We start from the raw sequence: 22265 nt of genomic DNA, 5'->3' as shown, positions 1-22265 counted from the left end.
CCGATGTGCGCACGTCAGCGCGCCGCGCGAGCGCTGCGCTGTTCGAAAGGCCTCAGCCAGCCGCAAATGGCATGCATCATTTCGTCGGTCTCCTCGTCGTCGATCACCCAGTGCCCGCGCTCCGGGTAGTGGCGCATCGTCACCTGCGAATAGCGCCGGGCGACCTTGCGAACCACGCTGGCCGGCGTCAGCCGGTCTTTTCCACAGCTTACGACGTAGACCGGGCAGCGCACCTTGACCGCTTCGACAGCCGACGCGCGCGCAAGATCCAGTGGCCACATGCCTAGCTCGAACGAAGCGCGGCCGGATTCGTGGACCAGGCTCTCATAAAGGGCGCGATGGCGGTCGGCCGGCACGCCGTTGAACGCATAACGCTGCGCATGCGCGAAGCCGGGCTTGTGGGCATTGCGCCAGAACAGGCCGCTGCACAGCCACGGCGCGAACGCCGCGACGACGGCGGGCGTCAGCGCGTTGATGCCGGCCGGCGCCGCCGGCGTCAGCAGCACCAGTGCCAGCGGATCGACGCGCGCCGCCAGCTGCTGCGCGAGCAGACCGCCCATCGAATGGCCGACGATGATCGGCGCACGTTCATAGTGCTGCGCTTCGATCGAGCGCTCCAGGAAATCGAGGTACTCGCGCAGACTCTTGCGACGGACCTGCAGCGGCTGATCCGTCGAATCGTCGTGCGCCGGCAGCGACGGCGCGTGGCAGTCGTAGCCGCGCGCGGTGAGGATGTCGGCGACGCGCTTCCAGCTCGCGCCGGTACACCACATGCCATGAACCAGAACGACCGGATATCCCATGCTCTCCCCCAAGTGCGGCGCGCGCGAAGCATCGGCTGGATGACAGCGATCGTGCGCAACGTTGAATGATGCAGCCGGCAAGCTCCCGGTGGCGAAGGTGCCAGTTCCGGTGCGGGAGCGCGACCGTCGTCATAATCTAGGGCTTCGCCGTCAACCGCTCAACGCAGGAGGCACGACCATGGCCGATCATTCTCCGGGCTTTCTCGCGCTCGTCGACAGCGTGCGCCCGCGCATTCGCGAAGTGCCTGCCGCCGAGCTGCTGCAAACGATGGCGCGCCACCCGCAGGCGCGCCTGCTCGACGTCCGCGAGGAAAGCGAGTTCGCGGCCGGGCATGTGCGCGGCGCCGAATGGCTCGGCAAGGGCATCATCGAACGCGACATCGAAGCACGCGTGCCGGACAAGGACACGCCGCTGTTCCTCTATTGCGGCGGCGGCTATCGCTCGGCGCTCGCCGCCGACAACATCCAGAAGATGGGCTATCGCCAGGTCTGGTCGATCGACGGAGGCTGGCGCGCCCTGAAGGAATTGGTGCCTATCGCGCCCTGATCACGTCGCGCGCCTGCCGTCTGCGCAGGTGCGCGCTTCAATCGCGCGGTGGCGCCGTGCAAGAAAAGCGCGCGCAAAAACAAAAGGCGCCCGGAGGGCGCCTTCTGCTTGATTCGTGGCGGAGCGGACGGGGCTCGAACCCGCGACCCCCGGCGTGACAGGCCGGTATTCTAACCAACTGAACTACCGCTCCACTTGAAATCCATGGTGGGTGCTGACGGGCTCGAACCGCCGACATTCGCCTTGTAAGGGCGACGCTCTACCGACTGAGCTAAGCACCCTGACCGGCGTTTGCTCTACATCAGCAATCAACCGTGGAAAGACCGCTACTTTACCATGTCCTTGAGCGCTTTACCAGCCTTGAACGACGGCGTCTTGCTCGCCTTGATCTTGATGGTGGCGCCCGTCTTCGGGTTGCGGCCCGAACGCGCAGCGCGCTCGCGAACGAGGAAGGTGCCGAAACCGACGAGCGAAACCTTGTCCTTCTTCTTGAGCGCCTTGCCGACGACTTCGAAGAGGGCATCGACCGCACGGCCGGCATCAGCCTTCGACAGATCGGCCTTGTCGGCGATCGCGTTGATCAGTTCAGTCTTGTTCATGGAGTACGTCCCCTAAATATGGATGACGGCGTGGGCCGAAGTAATGCTGCTTTAAGTGTGAGGCGGCGTGCCCGTTGTTTCGACGATATATCTGCGCACGCCGATGCAAGCGCGTTCACGTGGGTCATTGCGGGTTGCGGCGCTTTATAGCAAGCGGGTTTTCGAGCGTCAACACGACGAATCGCGCGCATCTGCCTAGTGCGCGGACGTTTTTTCGACACCTTCGATGCGCGTTCCCGCCCTTCGCGGCGACGTCAATCGAGAGGCCGCGCCTTTCGTCCGCGTGCGCGTGCCGTTCAAACGGCCATCGCCAAACGAACGTGCGCCTGTACGCATTCTTCCATATCAGGATCCGGGTTTGGACGACCTATCGCGAGTACGGCTTTGCTACACTCCAGCGGACCCATTCGGATCCAATCCTCCAGATGCCGAGAACTCGAGGCCTGAAGGCCCTAGGCGCGAGCCTCGTGCTCGTGTGCAGCCTGCCCCTTGCGGCCGCCGCGGCGGACCTCAGCGAGCAGGCGATCAAGCTCGACCAAACCGTGCAGGCCCTCAAGGACGAGGTGCTCGAGTTCAACAGCGAGGCCGCGTCCGTCGAAGTCGACGCGCTGCTGCCCGCCTACGACCGGCTCAACGTCTATCTGAGTGTCAAGGCCGGCGGCCTGCTGCTGCAGGACGTCACCGTCGCGCTCGACGACCGCCCCGCCGAGGTCTATCACTACGATGAATTCGATGCGCGCGCGATCCTCGGCAAGAACAGCCTGCAGCGCCTGATGCGCGTGTCGGCCGATCCCGGTCCGCACAAGCTGCGCATCAGCTTCACCGGCAAGTACGCGGATGCCAAGCCGAGCGACCCGCTGCTCACCGACCGTTACGAGACGACGATCGACAAACCGGCGCAGGCGACCGACATCGAGTTCGTCATCAGCCGCGAGAGCCGCTTCGGCGGCCGCCCGCGCCTGACGATGAAGCAGTGGAGGGCCGCGCAATGAAGCGCCTGTTCCCGCTCGCCGCGCTCGCCGCCCTGCTGCCGTTCGCCGCCTCCGCTGTGGAGACTTATAAGGAAGGCAGCGCCGACGATCCGCAGGTCCGGCTGTCGCGCTACCTCGACAACGACAAGCGCCATTTCTCGGCGCTGGTCGAATTGCGCCAGCTCGCCGGCGGCGCCGATCCGCTGAAGATGCCGCTGGAGTTCCAGTGGCGCACGGCCGACAACTATCTCGGCTTCGGCATGCGTGATCGCGCCGAGGCGATCTATCGCAGCATCGCCGCCTCCGGCGGCAACGCCAAGGACGTCGCCCGCGCCCAGTTGCGGCTCTGCGAGTTCGATTTCCAGCGCGGCTACAACGCCGAGGCGCGCGCCACGCTGTACCGCATCCGCGAGAAGCTGGCCCCGGAACTGATCCCGGACTGGCAGGATCTGCTGGCGCGCGTGCTGATGGCCGAAGGCCGCTACGGCGAAGCTGCCGATGTGCTGCTCAAGGAGGACAACGCCTCCAAGCAGTCGCCGTTCACGCGCTACAACCTCGGCGTCGCCCTGCTCAACGACGGGCGCACCGCGCAAGGCCAGACCGTGCTCGACCGCGTCGGCACGATGCGCCCGGGCAACGAGGAAGACCTGTCGCTGCGCGATCGCGCCAACCTCACGCTCGGCTGGCACTTCCTGCAGACGCAGCAGGGCGGCACCGCCAAGCCGGTGCTGAGCCGCGTGCGCGTCGACGGCCCGTTCTCGAACAGAGCGCTGCTCGGCCTCGGCTGGGCCGAGCTGGCCCCGCAGGGCTCGCGCATCCAGAAATCGGAAACGCCGGATGACCAGGCCCCGGAATCGCGGACCTATACCTCGTTCTCGACGCTCGGCGTCCTGATCCGTCCCGGCTATCTCGACCGTGACGTCTTCGATCGCGCCGGCATGCGCTCGTTCCGCCTGCGCAGCGGCAATCCGGACAGCGAGGCAGCGCTGCGCCGCGCGCTGGTCGCCTGGGTCGAGCTGATCTCGCGTGATCCGATGGACCCCGCCGTGCAGGAAGCCTGGCTGGCGATTCCGTACACGCTCGACCAGCTTGGCGCGCATACGCAGGCGCTGCAGTACTACGAGAAGGCGGTCGAGGTGCTCGAGACCAGCCGCGAGCGCATGAACACCGCGATGGCTTCGATCAAGCAGGGCCGCATGGTCGAGACGATCGTGCGCCGCGATCTCGACTCCGAGGCCGGCTGGGACTGGAAGCTGCGCGACCTGCCGGATGCGCCGGAAACCTACTTCCTGCAAAGCCTGCTCGCCGAACACCGCTTCCAGGAAGCGTTGAAGAACTACCGCGACCTGCGCATGTTGTCGCGCAATCTCGAGACCTGGCGCTCGCGCCTGGACGGCATCGAGCGTGGCTACCTGGCGACCGAGAAGGCACCGGGCAATCCGGACGAGCTCGTGCGCCGCGCCCTGCGTGACGCCGAGCTCCCGTATGCCGGCACCAAGGCGACGCTGCGGCTCGATACGCATCTCGCCGTGCCGGGCCGTTACGCCGCCAAGACCGCGGCGGCGACGCCGCACTTGCCAGCGCTCGCGCTCGCGGCGCCGCCCACCCGCTTCAACGGTCCGTACGAGCGCACGCTGGCGCTGAAGGCCCGCGTCGGCAATCTGCGCGAGCAGCTCGGCGTCGCCGGCGGCGCGCAGGCGCAGCTGCTGAAGGACATGGCGACGCAGGAACTCGAAGGCCAGCGCAAGCAGATCGAACGCTATCTGATCGAGGCGCGCTTCGCGCTGGCGCGCCTGTACGACCGCCAGCAGAAGGGCGAGCTCGGCCGTGACTGACACGATGAACGCCAATCGCAGAGCGGCCCGCCCGCATCGCTTCCCGACCCGCCCGCTGTTCGTGCTCGCCGCCGTCGCGCAGGCGGCGCTGGCGTTGTCGGCCTGTACGCCGCAGGTCGTCAAGGAAGCCGCGCCGCCGATCCGCCAGGCCATCGGCAAGCAGAAGGCGCCGGACGAGAACGTCCTGCCGGTCATCAAGTCCGAGGACGTCGCGCCGGACGCGCAGAAGGCCGCCGCCAACTATCGCAAACTGCTCGAACTGCAGCCGGATACGGATACGCGCAACGAGGCGACGCGCCGCCTCGCCGATCTGCAGGTGCAGATGGCCGACGCCAGCGGCACGACGCAGGAATCCGAGAAGAACCTGCGCGAATCGATCAAGCTCTACAACGAGCTGCTGTACGCGCACCCGCAGGATCCGAAGAACGACCGGATCTACTACCAGCTGGCCCGCGCGCAGCAGAACATCGGCGAGACCGATGCGGCGATCGACACGCTCAAGCGCCTGAACGAGCGCCTGCCCGATTCGAACCTGGCCGGCGATGCCCATTTCCGCCGCGCCGAACTGCTGTTCGCGCGGGCCCGCTACGGCGAAGCCGAGAGCGAATACAGGACCGTCATGGACCTGAAGGACGGCACGCCGTTCTTCGTGCCGGCGCAGTACAAGTACGGCTGGGCGCTGTACAAGCAGTCGAAATACGAACCGGCGATCGCAACCTTCTTCGACATCCTCGATCGCGAGCTGCCGGCCGGCGAGACCACCGATCCGGAGGCCGCGCTGAACGGCGTCGCCAAGGAGAAGTACGATCTGGCCAAGGACGCGCTGCGCGTCGTCACGCTGTCGCTGACCACGCTCGGCGGCGGCCCGGCGCTGAACGACTACCTCGCGCGCCACGGCGACCCGCGTTTCTATCCGCTGCTGTACATCGCGCTCGGCGATGCGCTGCTCGAAAAATCGCGCTACACCGACGCGGCGAACGCCAATGCCGCGTTCATCGAGCGCTATCCGGGCTCGCCGCTGGCGCCCGGCTTCCAGACCCGCGTGATCGCCGCCTATGACCAGGGCGGCTTCACCGAGCTGACGATCAAGGAAAAGGAACGCTACGCGGCGACCTACGATCCGTCGGCGCCGTACTGGCAGGGCCGGCCGGCGACGCCGGAGGTGATGACGGCGCTGCGCGCGCATCTCGAGGACATCGCCAAGTACTACCACGCAACGGCGCAGCAGAAGCTCGCCGCCGCGCAGCAGGCGCAGGCCAAGACACCGAACGCCGCGCCGGCAACGCCGCCGGCGGAGTTCCTGACCGCCGCGCAGTCGTATCGCCGCATCATCGAGCTGTACCCGCAGGACGCCAAGCTGCCGGACATCAACTTCCTGCTCGGCGATGCCCTGCTCGACGGCGGCCACACGCTGGAAGCCGCGCAGGAGTACAGCAAGACCGCCTACGGCTACCGACCGCACGTCAAGGCGCCGGAAGCGGCCTACGCCGCCGTGCTCGCGTACCAGAAACACGCCAAGGAAGTCCCGGCGACACAGCGTCCGGAAGCGCTGAAGCTGGCGATCGCCGAAAGCCTCAAGCTCGCCGACACCTACCCGGCGCACGCGCAGCGCAACGCGGTGCTGACGCAGACCGCCGAGGATCTGTACGAGCTCAAGGACTACGAGCCGGCGATCGCCGTCGCCGAGCGCGTCATCAAGGCCGGCGGCAATGTCACCGCCGAGCAGCGCCGTATCGCCTGGAGCGTCACCGGCGACGCGCAGTTCGCGCTGAACCGCTACGCGCAGGCCGAGACCGCGTTCGCCGAAGAACTCAAGCTGACGCCGGCCGGCGCCCCGCAGCGCGCCGACGTCGTCGAGCAGCTCGCCGCCTCGATCTACAAGCAGGGCGAAACCGCGCGCAGCGCCGGCGACCTGAACACCGCGGCGCAGCACTTCCTGCGCGTCGGCCAGGTCACGCCGCAGGCCAAGATCCGCGCGACCGCCGAGTACGACGGCGCCGCCGCGCTGCTCGCGCTCGAGGACTGGTCGCGCGCGACCGTGGTGCTCGAGAACTTCCGCAGCCTGTTCCCGAACCACGCGCTCGAGGCCGACGTCGACAAGAAGCTGGCGGTCGCCTACGAAAAGGACCACAAGCCGCAGGCCGCGGCGCAGGCCTACGGCCGCATCGCCCGCCGCACGAGCGAGAGCACCGAGACGCGCGAAGAAGCGGCCTGGCGTTCGGCGAGCCTCTACGACCAAGCCAAGTCGACCGATGCGGCGGCTGCCTACGAGTTCTACGTGAAGAGCTTCCCGGCCGCCTTCGACCGCAACGTCGAAGCGCGCAGCCGGCTCGTCGATTACGCCCGCACCGCCGGCAACCCGCAGCGGCTGTCCGCGGCACTGCGCGAGCAGGTTGCCGTCAGCGACGGCGCCGGCGCACGCGCCACCGAACGCTCGAAGGCGCTGGCCGCCAAGGCCAGCCTCGAACTCGGTCGCGTCGCCGCCGCCGACACCCAGGCGATCGCGCTGTCGGCGCCGGTCGAGAAGAGCCTGCCGCGCCGCAAGCAGGCGATGGAGCAGGCGCTGGCCTGGTTCGAGAAGTCCGCGACCTATGGCTACGCCGACGTGACGACGGCCGCGACCTACGAAACCGGCCGCCTGTATCAGGGCTTCGGCCGCGCGCTGCTCGATTCGGAGCGACCGAAGAAACTGTCGGAACTGGAGATCGAGCAGTACAACGTGCTGCTCGAAGAGCAGGCCTATCCGTTCGAGGAGAAGGCGATCCAGACCTACGAGACCAACCTGCGCCGCATCGGCCAGGGCCTCTACGACGAGTGGATCGCCAAGAGCGCCCAGCAGCTCGCCGCGCTGGCGCCGGCCAAGTACGGCAAGCACGAGCAGGGCCAGGATCGTTATGAAAGCCTCAAGTAAGCGCCTCCTGCGCGCCGCACTGCTGGCCTTGCCCGTGCTCGGGCTGGCCGCTTGCGGCAGCGCGCCGACGCAGCCGGAGCGTCCGGCCGCCAAGCCCGCACCGGCCGCCAAGCCGTCGGCGCCGGTCGCCGACAAGGGCGACCCGCAGCAGCGCTTCGACGCCGCGCTCGAGCTGATGAAGAACAATGACGCGCAGCAGGCCGAGGCCGAGCTCACGGCGCTGACCAAGGACTTCCCGCAGTTCTCCGGCCCGTGGACCAACCTCGGCATCCTCTACGCGAAGTCCAAGCGCCGCGACGCCGCGATCAACGCCTTCACGCGCGCCGCGACGCTGAACCCGGCCAATGCCGCCGCCTTCAACTGGCTCGGCATCCTCAACCGCGAGGCCGGCAACTACGACCGCGCCAGGCTCGCCTACGAGAAGGCGCTGCAAGCCGATCCCGGCGATCCCCTCGCCCGCCTCAACTACGCGATCCTGCTCGACCAGTACCTGAAGCAGCCGCAGGCGGCGCTGGTGCAGTACAAGGAATACCAGTCGCGGACCGGCAAGGAAGACCTGCGCGTGATGGCCTGGGTCGCCGAGCTGGAGTCCCGGCTCAAGGCCGCGACGCCGGCCGCACCCGCAGTGCCCGCACCGGCGGAGAAGACGCCATGAAGTTCCTGTCCGCGCAGCTGCACCCGGCACTGCTGGGGCTCGCGCTGCTGGCCGCATCCGCAAGCGCATCGGCGCAGGACGAGATGCCGGCGATTGGCGGCGGGGCCGCCGACAAGCCGGTCGTCGCCAGGCCGGAAACGCTGACGCCGCACGCCGAAGGCGGCGGCACGACCATCTTCGGTGAACGCGAATCGCCGATCGGCCTCTACATCATGCCCTGGCGCGATGCACGGGCCGAGAAGGATATCGACCGGCCGGCGCGGCTATTGCAAGAAAAACCGGTGCCGATCGACCGTGTCGTGTTCAACCGCCAGGTCGAGTACTACGAGGTGCTCGCGGCGGAACTGAAGAAAAAGGGCGTGGTGACGCCTGTGGCACGCTAGCGGCGCAGCCTGATCAGGGAAGACTGGCTGCACAAGAGACATTTGTAACGACTGACCATTCGAGGGAACGCAACATGGATTTCTTTGTGACCATCCTGCACTTCTTCCAGAAGGGCGGCTTCATGATGTACCCGATCGCCATCGTGCTGGCGCTGAGCGTCGCCATCGCGATCGAACGCTGGCTGTTCCTGAGCCGCGTCGAGCGCGAGAACCGCAAGATCTGGCAGGACGCCGTGCCGCTGCTGGCCAAGGGCGACCTCGCCACGGTCGAACAGCTGGCCTCGGGCTCCGACGCGGCCGTCGCCCGCATCTTCACCGCCGGCGCCGCCCAGGCCAAGGTCGACCCGCACCGCAACGAAGTGGAGACGGCCACCGAGGAAGCGCTGATGGAAGTGCTGCCGGCGGTCGAGAAGCGCACGCACTACCTCGCCACGTTCTCGAACATGTCGACGCTGCTCGGCCTGCTCGGCACCGTCATCGGCCTGATCGGCGCCTTCGCGGCGCTCGGCACCGCCGACCCGACGGAAAAGGCCGACCTGCTGTCGCGCGGCATCTCCGAGGCCATGAACTGCACGGCCTTCGGCCTGCTGGTCGCGATCCCGACCCTGCTCGTCCACGCCTGGCTGCAGGCCAAGACGACGGAGCTCGTCGACAGGCTGGAAGCCGCCTGCGCGAAGTTCGTCAGCGCCGCCGCGCGCAAGTAATCCTGCCCCTGCCGTTGTCACGGCCCAGTCTCACCGGGGGTTCCGGATGAAAATGTCCCGCCGAACGCGGCGCCTCGAACGCCATCAGAGGATGAGGGCGCGCGCGGTGTCGCTGAACATCGTCTCGATGATCGACGTGTTCGCGGTGCTGGTGTTCTTCCTGCTCGTCAGCTCGTCGATCACCGCCGCCAAGCTCAACGTCATCAATCTCAATCTGCCGTCGCCGGACCAGCAGGCCGTGCCCGACAAGCTGCCGCTGCAGCTGACGATCACGCTGCGCAAGAACGGCCTCGACGTCTCCGACCGCAACGGCGCGCTGCGTCATCTCGACAACACGCCGGAGGGCTACAACGTGCAGGCGCTCGGCGATCTGCTGGTCGAGGTCAAGAAGACCGCGCCCAGCGAAACGAACGTGACGCTGCTGCTCGAAGCCGACATCCCGTACGACGATCTGATCCGGATCATGGATGCCGCGCGTTTCGCGCCGGCCGAGGCGCGCGCCGCCGGCCTGCCACTGGAGATGTTCCCGAACGTCTCGCTCGGCGACGCTCCGGGAGGTGCGCCATGAGAACGCGCATGGCCAAGCGCGCCCAGCGCAAGTTCCGCATCGCCGGCCACGAAGTGGAGATGAACGTCGTCTCGCTGATCGACATCTTCGCGATCCTGGTCTTCTACCTGCTGGTCAACGCGCTCGCCGTCGAGGTGCTGCCGAACCCGCAGTCGCTGCAGCTGCCGAAGTCGGTCATCAAGGAAGAGCCGAAGCAGATTCCCGTGATCGTCGTCACCAAGAACGACATCCTCGTCGACAACGTGCGCGTGATGGGCACCGACGAAGCCATGGGTACGGCGACCGCTTTCCTGCCGGCACTGAAGGCCGAGCTGCTGCGCGCGCCGCTGATGCGCGTCGAAGGCGCCGACGCGGCATCGGTGACGCGCGGCGACGTCAACATCATGGCCGACAAGGCGATTCCGTATCAGGTCCTCAAGAAGGTCATGGCGACCTGCACCGAGGCCCGCTTCGCCAAGATCTCGCTGGCGGTGGTCGAGAAGAAGAACGGAGGCGCGCCGTGAACGCGAGCTTCGTGACCGCTTTCGACGGCTGGGATCTCAACGCCGAAGCCGACCGCCGCTTCCGCCGCATCGCCGGCGTGCTGCTGGCGATCTTCGTCGTGCTCGGCATCGTGATCCCGCTGATCCGTCTCACCGGCCTGCAGCGTGGCGGCGGCGAAACGATCGAGCAGCGCTACGTCAGCATCCTGCCGGACGCGCCGATCGCCGAACAGGTCGAGGAGCCCAAGCCCTCGCCCGAGGACAGCAAGAAGCCGCCGCAGGAGCAGGCCAAGTCGGAGAAGCCGCAGCAGGACAAGCCGGAGGCACCGCCGCAGCCGACCCCGGCCGAGCGCCAGGCGCAGGCCCGCGCCGTCGCGCAGAAATCCGGCGTGCTGGCGATGGCCGATCAGCTCGCCGAGCTGCGCGACCAGTCGCTGCGCGGCCTCGATACGACGCGCGCGCTGTCGAGCGAGCGGGTGGCGGCCCAGGCCGGCACCGGCGCCAGCGGCGGTTCGAGCGCGGCGTTCGCCGACGCCGCAGCCAGCGGCAGCGGCGGCATCGGCGCGACCGGCACCGGCGAGGAGCGCCGCACGCAGTCCGGCGCCGGCCTCGGCCAGCGCCGCACGACGACGGTCGAAGCCCCGCGCGGCACCGGCCCCGACCGCAGCAAACCCGGCCAGGGCGGCGACAAGCTGCTCGCCGGTCGCACGCTCGAAGAGATCCAGCTGACATTCGACCGCAACAAGGGCGCGTTCTACGCGATCTTCAACCGGGCGATGCGCGAGAACCCGGGCATCGGCCCCGGCAAGATCGTCGTCAGCCTGACGATCGCGCCGGACGGCAGCGTCACCGACTGCAAGCTCGTGTCGAGCACCTTCGGCGACGCCGACCTCGAGCGCAAGGTGATCCAGCGCGTGCTGCTGCTGAACTTCGGCCCGAAGAACGTGCCGCCGTTCACCTACCCCAACTATCCCATCAACTTCCTGCCGTCCTGAGGCGGCGGAAGCCGTGGGATCGAGGCGCCGGCGACGGCGCCTTTTTCTTATCCGGCCGCCGCTCGCGACGGGCGCCGGATTTGCCCCAACGACCACCCGCACGCGGCGCTGCAGCCAGTAGAATGCCGCTGCCCCCACCCAGCGACGAGGTACGCAAGTTGATCATCCATCCGAAGGTCCGCGGCTTCATCTGCACCACCACGCATCCGCTCGGCTGCGAGCGCAACGTGCTCGAACAGATCGAGGCGACCCGCGCGCGCGGCGTGCGCAGCGACGGACCGAAGAAGGTGCTCGTCATCGGCGCTTCGAGCGGCTATGGCCTGGCCGCGCGCATCACCGCAGCGTTCGGCTTCGGCGCCGACACGCTCGGCGTGTTCTTCGAAAAGCCGGGCACCGACAAGAAGGCCGGCACGGCCGGCTGGTACAACTCGGCGGCCTTCGACAAGTTCGCCAAGGCGCAGGGCCTGTACAGCCGCTCGATCAATGGCGATGCCTTCTCGGACGAGGCACGCGCCAAGGTCATCGAGCTGATCAAGACCGAAATGGGCGGCGCAGTCGACCTCGTCGTCTATTCGCTCGCCTCGCCGGTGCGCAAGCTGCCGTCGACCGGCGAAGTGAAGCGCTCGGCGCTCAAGCCGATCGGCCAGACCTACACGGCCACCGCGATCGACACCAACAAGGACAGCATCATCCAGGCCTCGGTCGAGCCGGCCAGCGACCAGGAAATCGAGGACACCGTCACCGTCATGGGCGGCCAGGACTGGGCGCTGTGGCTCGACGCGCTCGCCGCCGCCGGCGCGCTCGCGCCGGGCGCGCGCACCGTCGCCTTCAGCTACATCGGCACCGAGATCACCTGGCCGATCTACTGGCACGGCGCGCTCGGCCGCGCCAAGGCCGACCTCGACGCCACCGCGCGCCGCCTCGACGCGAAGCTGCAGAGCCTCGGCGGCCACGCCAACGTCGCCGTGCTGAAGTCAGTCGTCACCCAAGCCAGCGCCGCAATCCCGGTGATGCCGCTCTACATCTCGATGGTCTACAGGATCATGAAAGAGAAGGGCCTGCACGAAGGCACGATCGATCAGCTCAACCGCCTGTTCCGCGACTTCCTCTATCGCGCCGACGGCACCCGCCCGCAGGCCGACGACGAACAGCGCTTCCGCCTCGACGACTGGGAACTGCGCGAGGACGTGCAGGGCGCCTGCAAGGCGCTGTGGCCGCAGGTCACGACCGAAAACCTGTTCCAGCTCACCGACTACGCCGGCTACAAGCAGGAGTTCCTCAAGCTGTTCGGCTTCACGCGCAGCGACGTCGACTACGACGCCGAGGTCGACCCGGACGTGCGCTTCGACTGCATCGAGCTGAGCCCCGCCTGAGCCCCTGCTGGTGCGGGCCGCGGGCCGCCGGCCACGCGGCTCGCACCCCTTCAAAAGTCCGCCGTCGTAAAAGAAAAGGCCGCCCATGTCCTGCGACATGGGCGGCCTTGCTGCGTGGCGCGGAGCCGACGCGATGGCGGCTTACGACTCCGGCGACACCGGCGCTTCCGCCTGCGGCGCGTTGATGATCTTGACCTTGATCTCGTCGCCGATGCGGCGGCGATAAGCGTTGAACTCCTGGCCGGCGGCAAGCTGGTTGAACTGCGCCGCGGCTTCCGGCGGCAGCGCCTCCGGCGCCGGCGTCTCGACCTTGTTCAGCGCCAGCACGGCGACGCTGCCGTTGCCGAGCGTGGCCTCGCCGTAGCTGAGCGCGCCTTCCTTCGGATGCGGCAGCTTGAACGCGGCCTCGACCAGCGCCGGATCTTCGCCGCGGTTGTCGCGGCGCAGGCTGCCGGCATCCTTGAACTCCGCGGCCGGCGCGGCCTTGACCGCATCGGCCAGCGTCGCCCCGCCCTTCAGCGCCGCGAGCAGCGCCTTGGCGTCGGCCTGCGCCTTGGCCTTGGCCTGTTCGGCGCGCAGTGCGCTGCGAACCTGGTCGGCGACCTCGTCGAAGCTGCGCTCGCGCGGCGCCTCGTACTCGGCCTTGCGCACGACGACCAGCTTGCTGTCGCCGATCGCCAGCGGCTTGCTGTTCTCGCCGTCCTTGAGCACTTCGGTGGAGAACGCCGCTTCCTTAACCGCATCCTCGGCGGCCAGACCGCTGCCGCCGGCACGCGTGAACCAGTCGGTGGTCTGCACCTGAAGGTTCAACTCCTTGGCGACCGCATCCAGCGACGACGGATTCTCGAATGCGAGCTGCTCGAGCTTGTCGCTGAGCTCCTGGAAGTGCTTCTGCTGTTCGCGGTTGCGGTAGAGCTCGGTCAGCTCGGCCTGCACCGTCGGATCATTGAACGGCTTGACGGCCGAGGTCTTGATCTCGTCGACGCGGATCAGGTGCCAGCCGAACTCGGTCTCGACCGGCGCGCTCGTCTCGCCGGACTTCAGCGACCACAGCGCCTTCTCGAAGCTCTCCGGCATCTGGCCGCGCTTGAGCCAGCCCAGATCGCCGCCGCTGGTCTTGGAGCCGGCGTCATCGGAATTCGTCCTGGCCAGCGCCGCGAAGTCGGCGCCGCCCTTGAGCTGGGCTTCGAGGTCCTCGGCCTTCTTCTCCGATGCCGACTTGTCAGCGCCGAAGTTGATCAGGATATGACGGACCTTGCGCTCCTCCGGCGTCGTGAAGCGGCTGTCCTTCTCGGCGTCGTAGAGCACCTTGAGCACGTCCTCGCCCGGCGCCGCGGCGACGGCCACCGCCGCCGGCGACAGCTCGACATACGCAAGCTTGATGCGCTCCGGCGCCATGTACTGGCTCTTGGTGTCCTCGTAGCGCTTCTGGACGTCGGCGTCGGCGACCACGATCTGCGCCTCGTACTTGGCGAGGTCGAACAGCGCGTAGCTGAGCTGGCGCTGCTGGCCGGCGAGCTGCAGCAGCTGCTTGCGCTCGACGTCCGCCATGAAGGCCGTGTCGACCACCGCCTCGCGCATCTGGTCGATCTCCAGCGACTCGCGCAGCTGCGTCTCGAAGCGCTGCGGCGTCAGGTTCTGGCGCGCCAGCATCGCCTTGTAGGTCTCGGTATCGAACTTGCCGTCGCTCTGGAACGCCGGAATCGACGAGATCGCATTGAACAGCAGCGCGTCGTTGGCGTGGTAGCCGGCCTCGCGCGTGTACTGGCGCAGCATCGCTTCCTGCGTCATGTCGTCGAGCACGCTCTGGCGGAAGCGGTTCTGGTCAAACTGGTCGGCGCGGAAATTGTCGCCCATCAGCTGCAGATACTGCTGGTAGCGCTGCTCGTAGGCGCGGCGGAACTGCGATTCCTTGATCTTCTCGCTGCCGACCTTGGCGACCACCGGATCGCCGCCGCCGGTCATGAAGGACTCGACGCCCCAGAACGCGAACGGCACGACAATGATGGCAACGATGAAACCGGCGACGAGGCCGGAAGTGCGATCACGGATACTTTGCAGCATGCCTGGTCTCTCTTTAGCTAACGGCGCCTGTTAGCAAAAAGCCCGGCGATGCCGGGCTTTATTGTTTTGGTGGGCTGTCAGGGACTCGAACCCCGAACCTACTGATTAAGAGTCTCGATTTTAACCCAACAGAATCATGGGGTTACACTGCAACTCCATGATTTTCATGTGAATCAATTAACAGCGATTATCATGCCACTGAACCGATTACGGATCAAGACTGCAGCGCAATTGCAGCGCAGTCTGCGAGTTCGCCCCCTTCTCTTGAGAATCGAGTGACCACCTGTCCGTGGAAGCGGTTAGCTGATCCGCTGCTTTGCTGGTAGTATGAAATCGGATGAAATCCGACCGAGCGAGGTCACCATGCAAGTCGCGGAAAAACTCTCGATCACCCTGCCGGCGGAAATGGCGCGAGCCATCCGCGCCAAGGTCGAAGCCGGCGATTACAGTTCCAACAGCGAAGTCATCCGCGAAGCGTTGCGCGGATGGATGGAACGGGAGCGCAAGCTCGTGGCGCTGGACGCGGCGATCGCGCGCGGCGTCGCGGATGCTGAAGCCGGCCGCGTGCTGACGCTGGATCGCGCGCGGAATGAATTGAAGAAGCGGATCGCCGGCAAGCGTCAGGCGTGAAGGTCGTCATCACCGAAGCCGCGCTGCATGACCTCGGCGACATCAGCGACTACATCGCCGCCGACAACCCGGTTCGCGCCGAGAGCTTCGTCGACGAGCTGATAGACCGCTGCGAAAGCCTCGCGGATCAGCCACTGGGCTCTCCACTGATCCCTCGCTACGAGCGCTTTGGCGTGCGGCGGCGAGTTCACGGCAGCTACCTGATCCTCTACCGGATCGTCGGCGAGCGCATCGAGGTTCTACACGTCCTTCACGGCTCGCGCGACTACGAGACGATCCTGTTCGGCGACGAATAACGCGACAAGGCACGAAGCAATTGCAGCCGCACCCACGAGTTGTCACTGAATCCTACCAGCGGTAGGATTTAGGCTTGGCGATGCGCAGACGCAAGGCTTCAACCGCGGCAGGCGGTAACGCCGCGAAAATCTCCGTGACTGTGGATTCCGGCGTGCTGCGCGACATCAAGGCGGCAGCCAAACGATCCGGCCAGACCTTGAGCGCTCACATCAGCCAGGCGCTGGCCCGCGATCTGCGCCGCCGCAGGCTCGCCGAGCTGGTGGCCGAGTACGAAGCCGCCGCTGGCGTCATCAGCGAGAGCGAGCTGGCCCAGGCCCGTGCAGCATGGCGGGATTGACCCTCGATACCGGCGCGCTCATCGGTGTGGAACGCGATGATCGCCGCGTGCTGGCGCACCTTAAGGCGGCGCTGCTCGACGGACGGGACGTGACGGTTCCGGCCGTGGTCGTCGCCGAAGCCTGGCGCGACGGTCCGCGCTCCGCCCGCATCGCACGGCTGCTCGCTGCCTGTGAAGTCGATGTCGTCGATGAGCCGCTGGCGCGCACGGCAGGCGAAGCCGTGGCAGCGGCCGGAGCCACCACGATCGATGCGATCGTCATGGCCTCCGCAGCCAAGCGAAGTGACGCCGTGCTGACCTCGGACCCGGATGATCTGACGCAGTTGCGCCTGTGCTTTCCCGGCGTGCGGGTGCCGGCGATCCGATAGAGCGCAATGACTGTGCAATAAAATCGTGCCCATGCCAGAGTTCTAAAAAAGCTTGCACCTGGAGTAGATAACCGGATAAATCTCCGGCTCGCCATCCGGGCGGCGTGGTAGCCCGGGCAAGGCACAAAGCGTAGTAGCAGTAGAAGCAAGCCACCGCGGCGGCATCGTAGCCGCGGTATTCATGGCAAGGCGTGGCACCGCCCCCGGCTCCTGCCGGGGGGCATTTTCGTGTACGAAAATAGAATCACCCGCAGTCACAGCACATCCGCAATCCGGGTAAACAGCCGCTCGAAACGAGCCAACTCCTCCGTGTTCAAAGAAGTGGCCGTGAGGGCAGGCAAAATCGCCTGAGCAACGCGATAGTGATTGAATCCGCCGTCCTTCATGAGCGCAATGCCTTTGCCTTTCAGCCACTGGTTGATTCGCTCGACCATACGCGGCTGTGACCCAAGCTCACCAATCGCGAGCGTCACTCCGTTCAGTTCCTTGGAATAGGCTTTGTTGAAGGCCGCAATGTAGGCATCTGCCGGCAGCAAGTCCTCGATGTCAGCCTCGTTCGGTACGGGATCAAGAAACATCGAGAAGTCGAGCACGCGCTTCCGCTCGATCAGCTTCTGGCGGATGAGGTCATCAAGCTTCTGGTGCGGCGCGCTCGCACGATCATGCAGCACGGCAATCTTCAGCTTGTTAGCACCCAACAAGGCCACAAAGGTCGCGAGCTTGTCGAGGCCCCCGACAGGCACCAGGATCGCATCGCCGAATCAAGCGGCAACGCCTTGTATAAGGCTTCGAGAAAAGCAGTCTTGCCGGACTCGTTCTTGCCAACCAGCACCGTCACGGCGTCCGCGAACTCGACCGGCGTCGAATCTTCGATGGACTTGTACTTCCAGACCTGTGCCTTGATCAGAGTAAGCACGCTTCCTCCTGCAACGTTGCAATGACAAGTGAAGACTGGCGAAACGGTTGAGACGCCTTATCCAACGGGAGAAGTCGATGCAGCAGGCCGAGAGCCGTGGTATGTCGCATCAAACACCACATCCGTCAGCCACCGCTTGAAATTCGGATTGTCGCTGAACTGCTTGAACAGCTCCGTATGATCCGCCAGCAGTTCGAGCACGACGCGGTTCAACGCCTTGTCGTGCTCCAGCTTCGCATTCTGACGATCCGAGTTAGCCTGCGCGTTCTGGTACGCCTTGTCCTGTGCGACGCGCGCCGGGATTTCTTCGGCGATGACCTTGCGAATCTTGTCGGCATCCTTCCACTCGATGTTGCCGAACTGCTCGTTGAAGGTCTTGATGATGTTCGACAGCGTGTCGATGTCAGGCTCCCCCTGCCCACCACCGCCGCCCGGCGGCAATGGTTCGATCTGCGCATCAACATCATCCATCGCCATTTTCAGCGTCGCCTTGGCCTCGGTGCGGTAGCTGTCCATGTCGATGGCATCGAGCACGCCGACGGACAAATCCTCCTCCTTCGGGGCCGGCAGCTTCGGGATCAGAAAGTTCAGGAAGATCGACAGCTTCTCCCACTCCGAGTGACCGTAAGGCAGGATGGCGCCTAGAAATCCGTAGCTGCGCACGAACGCCTTGGCCCTGCCTTTGAACCTGACCTGATCGTCCTCGCCCAGATTTTCGACATAGGCGGCGGCACAGGCGTCGAGAATCGGATCGAGGTGGTCTCGTTCCGCACCTGCCACGTACAGGGCGACGAAATCCTCCACCTGCTTCCAGCCATAAACCTGCTGCTGATCCAGATCGCTCTTCAGATCGTGCAGCTTGTTGGCATCGGTTTCACCTACCTGAACCGTCGCGCGGTAATACTCCTGGAACGCGGCCTTCACGGCCTCGGCGTTGCCGGCGAAATCGAGTACGAACGTATCGTGCTTGCCGGGGCGCGCACGGTTCAGCCGCGACAGAGTCTGCACGGCCAGCACGCCCGCCAGCGGCTTGTCCACATACATAGTGTGCAGCAGCGGTTCGTCGAAGCCGGTGACGAATTTGTTGGCGACGATCAGGAAGCGATATGGCTCCTGCTTGAGCCGTGCCGGAATGTCCTTGCTCGGAAAATCGTTGAGGTCGGCCTCAGTCTTCATCTTGCCGCCGACTTCGGATTCGCCGGAATACGCAATGATCGCCTTGTACGGACTCTTGATCTCGCCGAGATAGGTCGAAACCGCCTGCCAGTATTCGATAGCGCGCGCGATACCGTTGCAGACGATCATCGCGCGCGCCTTGCCGCCGATCTTCTTCGCGCCGATGACCTGCTCGACGAAGTGATCGACCATGATCTCGGCCTTCCTGCGGATCGCCTTGTCGTGCGACTCGACATAGCGGCGCATCTTCTTCAACGCCTTGTTCTTGTCGAAGTTCGGATCGCCCTCGACCGTCTTGGCGATGCGGTAGAAACTTTCGACCGGCGTGTAGTTGGCGATCACATCGAGGATGAAACCCTCCTGTATCGCCTGCTTCGTCGTGTACGTCAGCTCCTCCGGCGAGCGGAACGTCGCCTCATCGCCCGTACCCGTTTTCTCGCCGAACAGCTCCAGCGTCTTGAGCTTCGGCGTGGCCGTGAACGCGAAGTAGCTGGCGTTCGACAGCATGCGGCGCGAGCGGATCAATTCCTCGACCGCCTTGTTCACCTTGTCCTCGGCCGACTCTTCCTCTTCTTCCTCCTCGGCACCGCCGGACAGCGCGAGGTGCATCTTGGCCGTGGTCTTGCCGCCTTGGCCGGAATGCGCCTCGTCGATCAGCAGCGCAAAGTTCCTGGCGCCGAGATCGCTCAGTTCGTCGAGGATGAACGGGAACTTCTGCACCGTGGTGACGATGATCTTCTTGCCGCGACGCAGGAAATCGCGCAGTTCCTCGGCATTCTCCGAGTGGCCGAGGATCGAGGCCACATGATCGTAGGACTTGATCGTGCGCGCGATCTGCGTATCGAGCGCGCGGCGGTCGGTGATGACGATGACCGAATCGAACTGCGTCTTCAGCGGATCGTCCTTGCTCTTCAGCTCGACGAGCTGGTGCGCCAGCCAGGCAATGGTATTGCTCTTGCCGCTGCCCGCCGAGTGCTGGATCAGGTAACGGCGGCCGACGCCATCCTCGCGGGCACGGCGCAGCAGCGCGCGCACCGTGCGCAACTGGTGGAAACGCGGGAAGACCTGCTTGCGCTCCTTTCGGCGACGCTTCCTGCCGTCCCGGCCCTCTTCCTCGATTTCCTCTTCGACGAGCTGCGCGTAATTCTCGATGATGTTCGCCAGCGATTCCTTGTGAAGTACGTCCTTCCACAGATAATCCGTTTTCAGGCCGTTCGGATTCGGCGGATTGCCGGCACCGCTGTTGTGGCCCTTGTTGAACGGCAGGAACCACGAGGACTTTCCGGAAAGTTGCGTGCAGAAACGCACCTCCGCATCGTCCACCGCGATGTGCGCGATGCAGCGGCCCAGCTGGAACAGCAGTTCGTTCGGGTTGCGGTTGTTCTGGTACTGGACGATGGCGTCGGCCACGGTCTGCCGGGTCAGCGAGTTTTTCAGCTCGAAGGTCAGCAGCGGCAGGCCGTTGACGAAGATGACCATGTCCAGCGCGCGCAGGGTTTCGTCGTTGCTGTAGCGAAGCTGCCGCGTGACGCTGAAAATATTCTTGGCGAAGTTCTCCGCCGCACTGGCATTGCCCGGTGTCGGCAGCAGCTTGTAGAGATCGACGTGCGCCTGCCCGTGGCTGACGCCCTTGCGCAGCACGTCGACGACGCCACGCTTGGTGATCTCGCCCTGCACGCGATGCAGGAACTGCGTGCGCTTGATGCCCTCGTGTTCCAGTTCCAGCGCCTCGACGGCTTTCGGCTGCATTGCGCGCAGGAAGGCCAGCAGCTGCGCCACGTCGATCGCCACGTCGCGGTTGTAGTCGGACGCTCGACCGAGCACATAACCACCCGGCCCGAACGCCCCGCGCGCCTCCTTGATCTCGCCAGCAGGAACAGCTGGATGCTCGCTGATGCCTGCGAGGTGCCGTACGATCAGGACTTCGAGTCCCTTCTCGCTCGTGTCCGTGACCATGCGTTACGGCCCTTTCCAGTCGAACTGCACCTTGAGTGCCCGGAGCATGCCGAACGTATCGGTGTAGCTCACGCCGAACTGCTTGCAGACGACCGGGATGAGCACCTTGTTCTTCTTGTCGGGATTGAACCCCTCGTGCGTCACCAGCGTGAGGCCGTGCTTCTTCGCATACGCAATGAGCCAGCCATCGGCCTTGACCGCAAACTCGGCCTTGGCCTCCGCCGTGAACCGCGCCTCGGATTGCACCCACTGCATCAGCGGGGCGAACTCGGCAGCAATGTCCGCCGTCTTCGACGACGCGAACATCGCCTTTGGCGCGTGCTTCTTGACCCAGTCCTCCAGCGCATCACCCTTGCCGCCATTGAGCACTTCCTCATGCACGCGGTCAATGCTCACCAGACCGCCGGTCTTGGCATGCGTAAGCACGCTCGCCCAGAACCCCGGCGCAATGTCGAAGGCGTAGTACGCGCGGTGGGCCTGAACAAAGACATTGGTATCCAGCACGAACTTCGGATCGGTTGGGGTCATGGAGTATCGAACCCAAGCGATCTGGCGTATTTGTCGAACGTCGCGCCGCTCAGGCCCGTGAGCTGAAAGGCATCCCGGTAAAGGAGCCGGCCCGCCTTGGCCGCGCGCACGACGGCGCGGCCGAAGCGTTCGCCGACGCGGACGTTCTGCACCTTGAAGAAATCGCCGCCGCCTTCGCGGCTGTCGCGCACGCGCCGGTCGTCATCCTGATATTCACGGTAGAACGTGAAGAACGCATCGCGCGAAATCAGCGCGAGATCCAGCGCGCGTCGCGCCGCGACCAGCGGACTGATCTTGAAGCGACGCGCCAGATACTGGTACGGCTCCGTCTGTCGCGCCGCTTCCTGCCAGCACTCGCGCAGCACGGCCTCGGGCACCAGAAACTCGGCCGCGACCTTGTTGCAGAACTGCTCCGGCGCGGCAGAACCGGGTTGCAAAGCCTCGAAGTTGGAGACGCCGTCCTGCCCGATCCACAGATGCGCCAGCTCATGCGCGATGGTGAACATCTGCGCGCCCTTGGCATCGGAGCCGTTGATAAAAACCAGCGGCGCATGGGCGTCACAGAGCGCGAAACCGCGGAACTCCTCGGTTTCGAGCGGGCGATGCGTGTTGTTGCCGACCACGCCGTTGATGACGATCAGAATGCCGGCGGCCTCCACGCGATGACGCAGCTCGACCAGCGCGTTTTCCCAGGTGCTCTGTCCGCGCGCCCAGTCGCGTTCAAGGCCCAGCACCTTGAGGATGTCCGCCGCCACGGCGTCCGGTATGTCGTTCAGCGGGCGGCTGCCGACGAACGCGAGCGGCGGCTGGCCCTCCTCGATGAGATCGTCGCGCATCCAGCTCTGGCGCCGCTGCATGGCCTGCACGGTGTCCAGCAGTTCCGGGCTAGGCCGGCGCACTGGCCGGTCGCCGACCGTGCGGAAATCGGGGATCGGCAGCCGGTCTTCCGGCGGGTCGACGAGGAACAGATGGCCGATGGGCGTATGCGTGTGGTGCGCGAGCTTTTCGGCATGGCCGAAGGTCAGCTCGCCGGTCTGCTCCCAGACCTGAACCTTCTCCGGCTTGGTACCGACCTTTTTGGCGAGCGCAGGCACGTCCAGCCCGGCGCGTTCGCGCGCCCAGCGCAGGACATCCGGTTTCAGTGCAATCGTCGCCATAGCCGCCTAT

Annotated in this window: 23 protein-coding genes and 2 tRNA genes; 15 read left to right on the top strand and 10 right to left on the bottom strand. The window is 65.7% G+C overall.

What is annotated here, in order from left to right; genetic code table 11:
* Positions 1 to 14 precede the first annotated feature (14 nt).
* Entirely contained in the window at positions 15 to 803 is a 789-nt protein-coding gene (locus H149_RS22230; protein ID WP_083930956.1) for an alpha/beta fold hydrolase, read from the bottom strand.
* A gap of 178 nt (positions 804 to 981) precedes the next feature.
* Here H149_RS22230 and H149_RS0112360 point away from each other — a divergent pair, with 178 nt between their 5' ends.
* Positions 982 to 1350 (top strand): rhodanese-like domain-containing protein, encoded by a 369-nt coding sequence (locus H149_RS0112360; RefSeq protein WP_020650071.1) that lies wholly within the window; start codon positions 982 to 984, stop codon positions 1348 to 1350.
* Between the two features lie 116 nt (positions 1351 to 1466).
* Here the strand turns inward: H149_RS0112360 and H149_RS0112355 are convergent.
* From H149_RS0112355 to H149_RS0112345, 3 genes are all read right to left on the bottom strand, one after another.
* Positions 1467 to 1543 (bottom strand) — tRNA-Asp (locus H149_RS0112355).
* Positions 1544 to 1555: 12 nt separating this feature from the next.
* Positions 1556 to 1631 (bottom strand) — tRNA-Val (locus H149_RS0112350).
* A 45-nt stretch (positions 1632 to 1676) separates the two neighbouring features.
* The gene (locus tag H149_RS0112345) at positions 1677 to 1949 is read right to left on the bottom strand and encodes an HU family DNA-binding protein (RefSeq protein WP_020650070.1); all 273 of its coding nucleotides are present in this window, start codon (positions 1947 to 1949) and stop codon (positions 1677 to 1679) included.
* 425 nt (positions 1950 to 2374) lie between these two features.
* Between H149_RS0112345 and H149_RS0112340 the strand changes: the two genes are divergently transcribed.
* The 10 genes from H149_RS0112340 to fabV all read left to right on the top strand — a co-directional run bounded on the left by H149_RS0112340 (position 2375) and on the right by fabV (position 12826).
* Positions 2375 to 2941, top strand: a complete 567-nt coding sequence (locus H149_RS0112340) for a hypothetical protein (protein WP_154654785.1) — start codon at positions 2375 to 2377, stop codon at positions 2939 to 2941.
* Positions 2938 to 4755: a tetratricopeptide repeat protein gene (locus H149_RS0112335; protein WP_154654784.1), complete on the top strand. Its 1818-nt coding sequence runs from the start codon at positions 2938 to 2940 to the stop codon at positions 4753 to 4755. Before H149_RS0112340 ends, H149_RS0112335 begins: the two co-directional genes overlap by 4 nt.
* Positions 4748 to 7666: a tetratricopeptide repeat protein gene (locus tag H149_RS0112330; RefSeq protein WP_245540513.1), complete on the top strand. Its 2919-nt coding sequence runs from the start codon at positions 4748 to 4750 to the stop codon at positions 7664 to 7666. Before H149_RS0112335 ends, H149_RS0112330 begins: the two co-directional genes overlap by 8 nt.
* The gene (locus H149_RS0112325) at positions 7650 to 8321 is read left to right on the top strand and encodes a tetratricopeptide repeat protein (protein WP_083930955.1); all 672 of its coding nucleotides are present in this window, start codon (positions 7650 to 7652) and stop codon (positions 8319 to 8321) included. The genes H149_RS0112330 and H149_RS0112325 overlap by 17 nt, the downstream gene beginning before the upstream one ends.
* Entirely contained in the window at positions 8318 to 8704 is a 387-nt protein-coding gene (locus H149_RS0112320) for a hypothetical protein (RefSeq protein ID WP_020650065.1), read from the top strand. Before H149_RS0112325 ends, H149_RS0112320 begins: the two co-directional genes overlap by 4 nt.
* A gap of 74 nt (positions 8705 to 8778) precedes the next feature.
* Entirely contained in the window at positions 8779 to 9408 is a 630-nt protein-coding gene (locus H149_RS0112315) for a MotA/TolQ/ExbB proton channel family protein (RefSeq protein WP_020650064.1), read from the top strand.
* 91 nt (positions 9409 to 9499) lie between these two features.
* Entirely contained in the window at positions 9500 to 9976 is a 477-nt protein-coding gene (locus tag H149_RS0112310) for an ExbD/TolR family protein (RefSeq protein WP_020650063.1), read from the top strand.
* On the top strand, positions 9973 to 10479 hold the full coding sequence (locus tag H149_RS0112305; protein WP_039748887.1) for an ExbD/TolR family protein: 507 nt from the start codon (positions 9973 to 9975) through the stop codon (positions 10477 to 10479). Before H149_RS0112310 ends, H149_RS0112305 begins: the two co-directional genes overlap by 4 nt.
* Positions 10476 to 11453, top strand: a complete 978-nt coding sequence (locus tag H149_RS0112300; RefSeq protein ID WP_020650061.1) for an AgmX/PglI C-terminal domain-containing protein — start codon at positions 10476 to 10478, stop codon at positions 11451 to 11453. Before H149_RS0112305 ends, H149_RS0112300 begins: the two co-directional genes overlap by 4 nt.
* A 158-nt stretch (positions 11454 to 11611) precedes the next feature.
* Positions 11612 to 12826, top strand: coding sequence for an enoyl-ACP reductase FabV (fabV, locus tag H149_RS0112295; protein WP_020650060.1), 1215 nt, complete (start codon positions 11612 to 11614; stop codon positions 12824 to 12826).
* 141 nt (positions 12827 to 12967) lie between these two features.
* On the opposite strand, the gene H149_RS0112290 is transcribed toward fabV, so the two are convergent.
* On the bottom strand, positions 12968 to 14890 hold the full coding sequence (locus H149_RS0112290) for a SurA N-terminal domain-containing protein (RefSeq protein WP_020650059.1): 1923 nt from the start codon (positions 14888 to 14890) through the stop codon (positions 12968 to 12970).
* Positions 14891 to 15253: 363 nt separating this feature from the next.
* On the opposite strand from H149_RS0112290, the gene H149_RS0112285 reads away from it, so the two are divergent.
* The 4 genes from H149_RS0112285 (at position 15254) to H149_RS0112270 (ending at position 16522) form a co-directional block, all read left to right on the top strand.
* Positions 15254 to 15520: a type II toxin-antitoxin system ParD family antitoxin gene (locus H149_RS0112285; RefSeq protein ID WP_020650058.1), complete on the top strand. Its 267-nt coding sequence runs from the start codon at positions 15254 to 15256 to the stop codon at positions 15518 to 15520.
* Positions 15517 to 15816, top strand: coding sequence for a type II toxin-antitoxin system RelE/ParE family toxin (locus tag H149_RS0112280; RefSeq protein WP_020650057.1), 300 nt, complete (start codon positions 15517 to 15519; stop codon positions 15814 to 15816). Before H149_RS0112285 ends, H149_RS0112280 begins: the two co-directional genes overlap by 4 nt.
* An 80-nt stretch (positions 15817 to 15896) precedes the next feature.
* Positions 15897 to 16154, top strand: coding sequence for a hypothetical protein (locus H149_RS0112275; protein ID WP_154654783.1), 258 nt, complete (start codon positions 15897 to 15899; stop codon positions 16152 to 16154).
* Positions 16151 to 16522: a PIN domain-containing protein gene (locus tag H149_RS0112270; protein ID WP_051101859.1), complete on the top strand. Its 372-nt coding sequence runs from the start codon at positions 16151 to 16153 to the stop codon at positions 16520 to 16522. The genes H149_RS0112275 and H149_RS0112270 overlap by 4 nt, the downstream gene beginning before the upstream one ends.
* A gap of 254 nt (positions 16523 to 16776) precedes the next feature.
* On the opposite strand, the gene H149_RS0112265 is transcribed toward H149_RS0112270, so the two are convergent.
* The 5 genes from H149_RS0112265 to H149_RS0112250 are packed head-to-tail and all read right to left on the bottom strand — an operon-like array spanning position 16777 to position 22255.
* Complete coding sequence (locus H149_RS0112265) at positions 16777 to 17193, bottom strand: hypothetical protein (RefSeq protein ID WP_154654782.1); 417 nt, start codon at positions 17191 to 17193, stop codon at positions 16777 to 16779.
* Between the two features lie 8 nt (positions 17194 to 17201).
* Positions 17202 to 17438, bottom strand: coding sequence for an AAA family ATPase (locus H149_RS23235; protein ID WP_154654781.1), 237 nt, complete (start codon positions 17436 to 17438; stop codon positions 17202 to 17204).
* Positions 17439 to 17495: 57 nt separating this feature from the next.
* Positions 17496 to 20570 (bottom strand): type I restriction endonuclease subunit R, encoded by a 3075-nt coding sequence (locus H149_RS0112260; protein ID WP_020650053.1) that lies wholly within the window; start codon positions 20568 to 20570, stop codon positions 17496 to 17498.
* 3 nt (positions 20571 to 20573) lie between these two features.
* On the bottom strand, positions 20574 to 21098 hold the full coding sequence (locus H149_RS0112255) for a DUF4411 family protein (protein WP_020650052.1): 525 nt from the start codon (positions 21096 to 21098) through the stop codon (positions 20574 to 20576).
* Positions 21095 to 22255 (bottom strand): ImmA/IrrE family metallo-endopeptidase, encoded by a 1161-nt coding sequence (locus H149_RS0112250; RefSeq protein WP_020650051.1) that lies wholly within the window; start codon positions 22253 to 22255, stop codon positions 21095 to 21097. The genes H149_RS0112255 and H149_RS0112250 overlap by 4 nt, the downstream gene beginning before the upstream one ends.
* Between the last annotated feature and the right edge of the window lie 10 nt (positions 22256 to 22265).

The organism is Solimonas variicoloris DSM 15731, from assembly GCF_000382285.1.
Lineage (GTDB): Bacteria > Pseudomonadota > Gammaproteobacteria > Nevskiales > Nevskiaceae > Solimonas > Solimonas variicoloris.
This window is presented reverse-complemented; position numbering and strand designations above follow the sequence as displayed.

Excerpts from the sequence above, each read along its gene's own strand:
- H149_RS22230 (WP_083930956.1), bottom strand. The coding sequence starts at position 803 with ATGGGATATCCGGTCGTTCTGGTTCATGGCATGTGGTGTACCGGCGCG.
- H149_RS0112360 (WP_020650071.1), top strand. The coding sequence starts at position 982 with ATGGCCGATCATTCTCCGGGCTTTCTCGCGCTCGTCGACAGCGTGCGC.
- H149_RS0112345 (WP_020650070.1), bottom strand. The coding sequence starts at position 1,949 with ATGAACAAGACTGAACTGATCAACGCGATCGCCGACAAGGCCGATCTG.
- H149_RS0112340 (WP_154654785.1), top strand. The coding sequence starts at position 2,375 with ATGCCGAGAACTCGAGGCCTGAAGGCCCTAGGCGCGAGCCTCGTGCTC.
- H149_RS0112335 (WP_154654784.1), top strand. The coding sequence starts at position 2,938 with ATGAAGCGCCTGTTCCCGCTCGCCGCGCTCGCCGCCCTGCTGCCGTTC.
- H149_RS0112325 (WP_083930955.1), top strand. The coding sequence starts at position 7,650 with ATGAAAGCCTCAAGTAAGCGCCTCCTGCGCGCCGCACTGCTGGCCTTG.
- H149_RS0112320 (WP_020650065.1), top strand. The coding sequence starts at position 8,318 with ATGAAGTTCCTGTCCGCGCAGCTGCACCCGGCACTGCTGGGGCTCGCG.
- H149_RS0112315 (WP_020650064.1), top strand. The coding sequence starts at position 8,779 with ATGGATTTCTTTGTGACCATCCTGCACTTCTTCCAGAAGGGCGGCTTC.
- H149_RS0112310 (WP_020650063.1), top strand. The coding sequence starts at position 9,500 with ATGAGGGCGCGCGCGGTGTCGCTGAACATCGTCTCGATGATCGACGTG.
- H149_RS0112305 (WP_039748887.1), top strand. The coding sequence starts at position 9,973 with ATGAGAACGCGCATGGCCAAGCGCGCCCAGCGCAAGTTCCGCATCGCC.
- H149_RS0112290 (WP_020650059.1), bottom strand. The coding sequence starts at position 14,890 with ATGCTGCAAAGTATCCGTGATCGCACTTCCGGCCTCGTCGCCGGTTTC.
- H149_RS0112285 (WP_020650058.1), top strand. The coding sequence starts at position 15,254 with ATGCAAGTCGCGGAAAAACTCTCGATCACCCTGCCGGCGGAAATGGCG.
- H149_RS0112275 (WP_154654783.1), top strand. The coding sequence starts at position 15,897 with ATGCGCAGACGCAAGGCTTCAACCGCGGCAGGCGGTAACGCCGCGAAA.
- H149_RS0112260 (WP_020650053.1), bottom strand. The coding sequence starts at position 20,570 with ATGGTCACGGACACGAGCGAGAAGGGACTCGAAGTCCTGATCGTACGG.
- H149_RS0112255 (WP_020650052.1), bottom strand. The coding sequence starts at position 21,098 with ATGACCCCAACCGATCCGAAGTTCGTGCTGGATACCAATGTCTTTGTT.
- H149_RS0112250 (WP_020650051.1), bottom strand. The coding sequence starts at position 22,255 with ATGGCGACGATTGCACTGAAACCGGATGTCCTGCGCTGGGCGCGCGAA.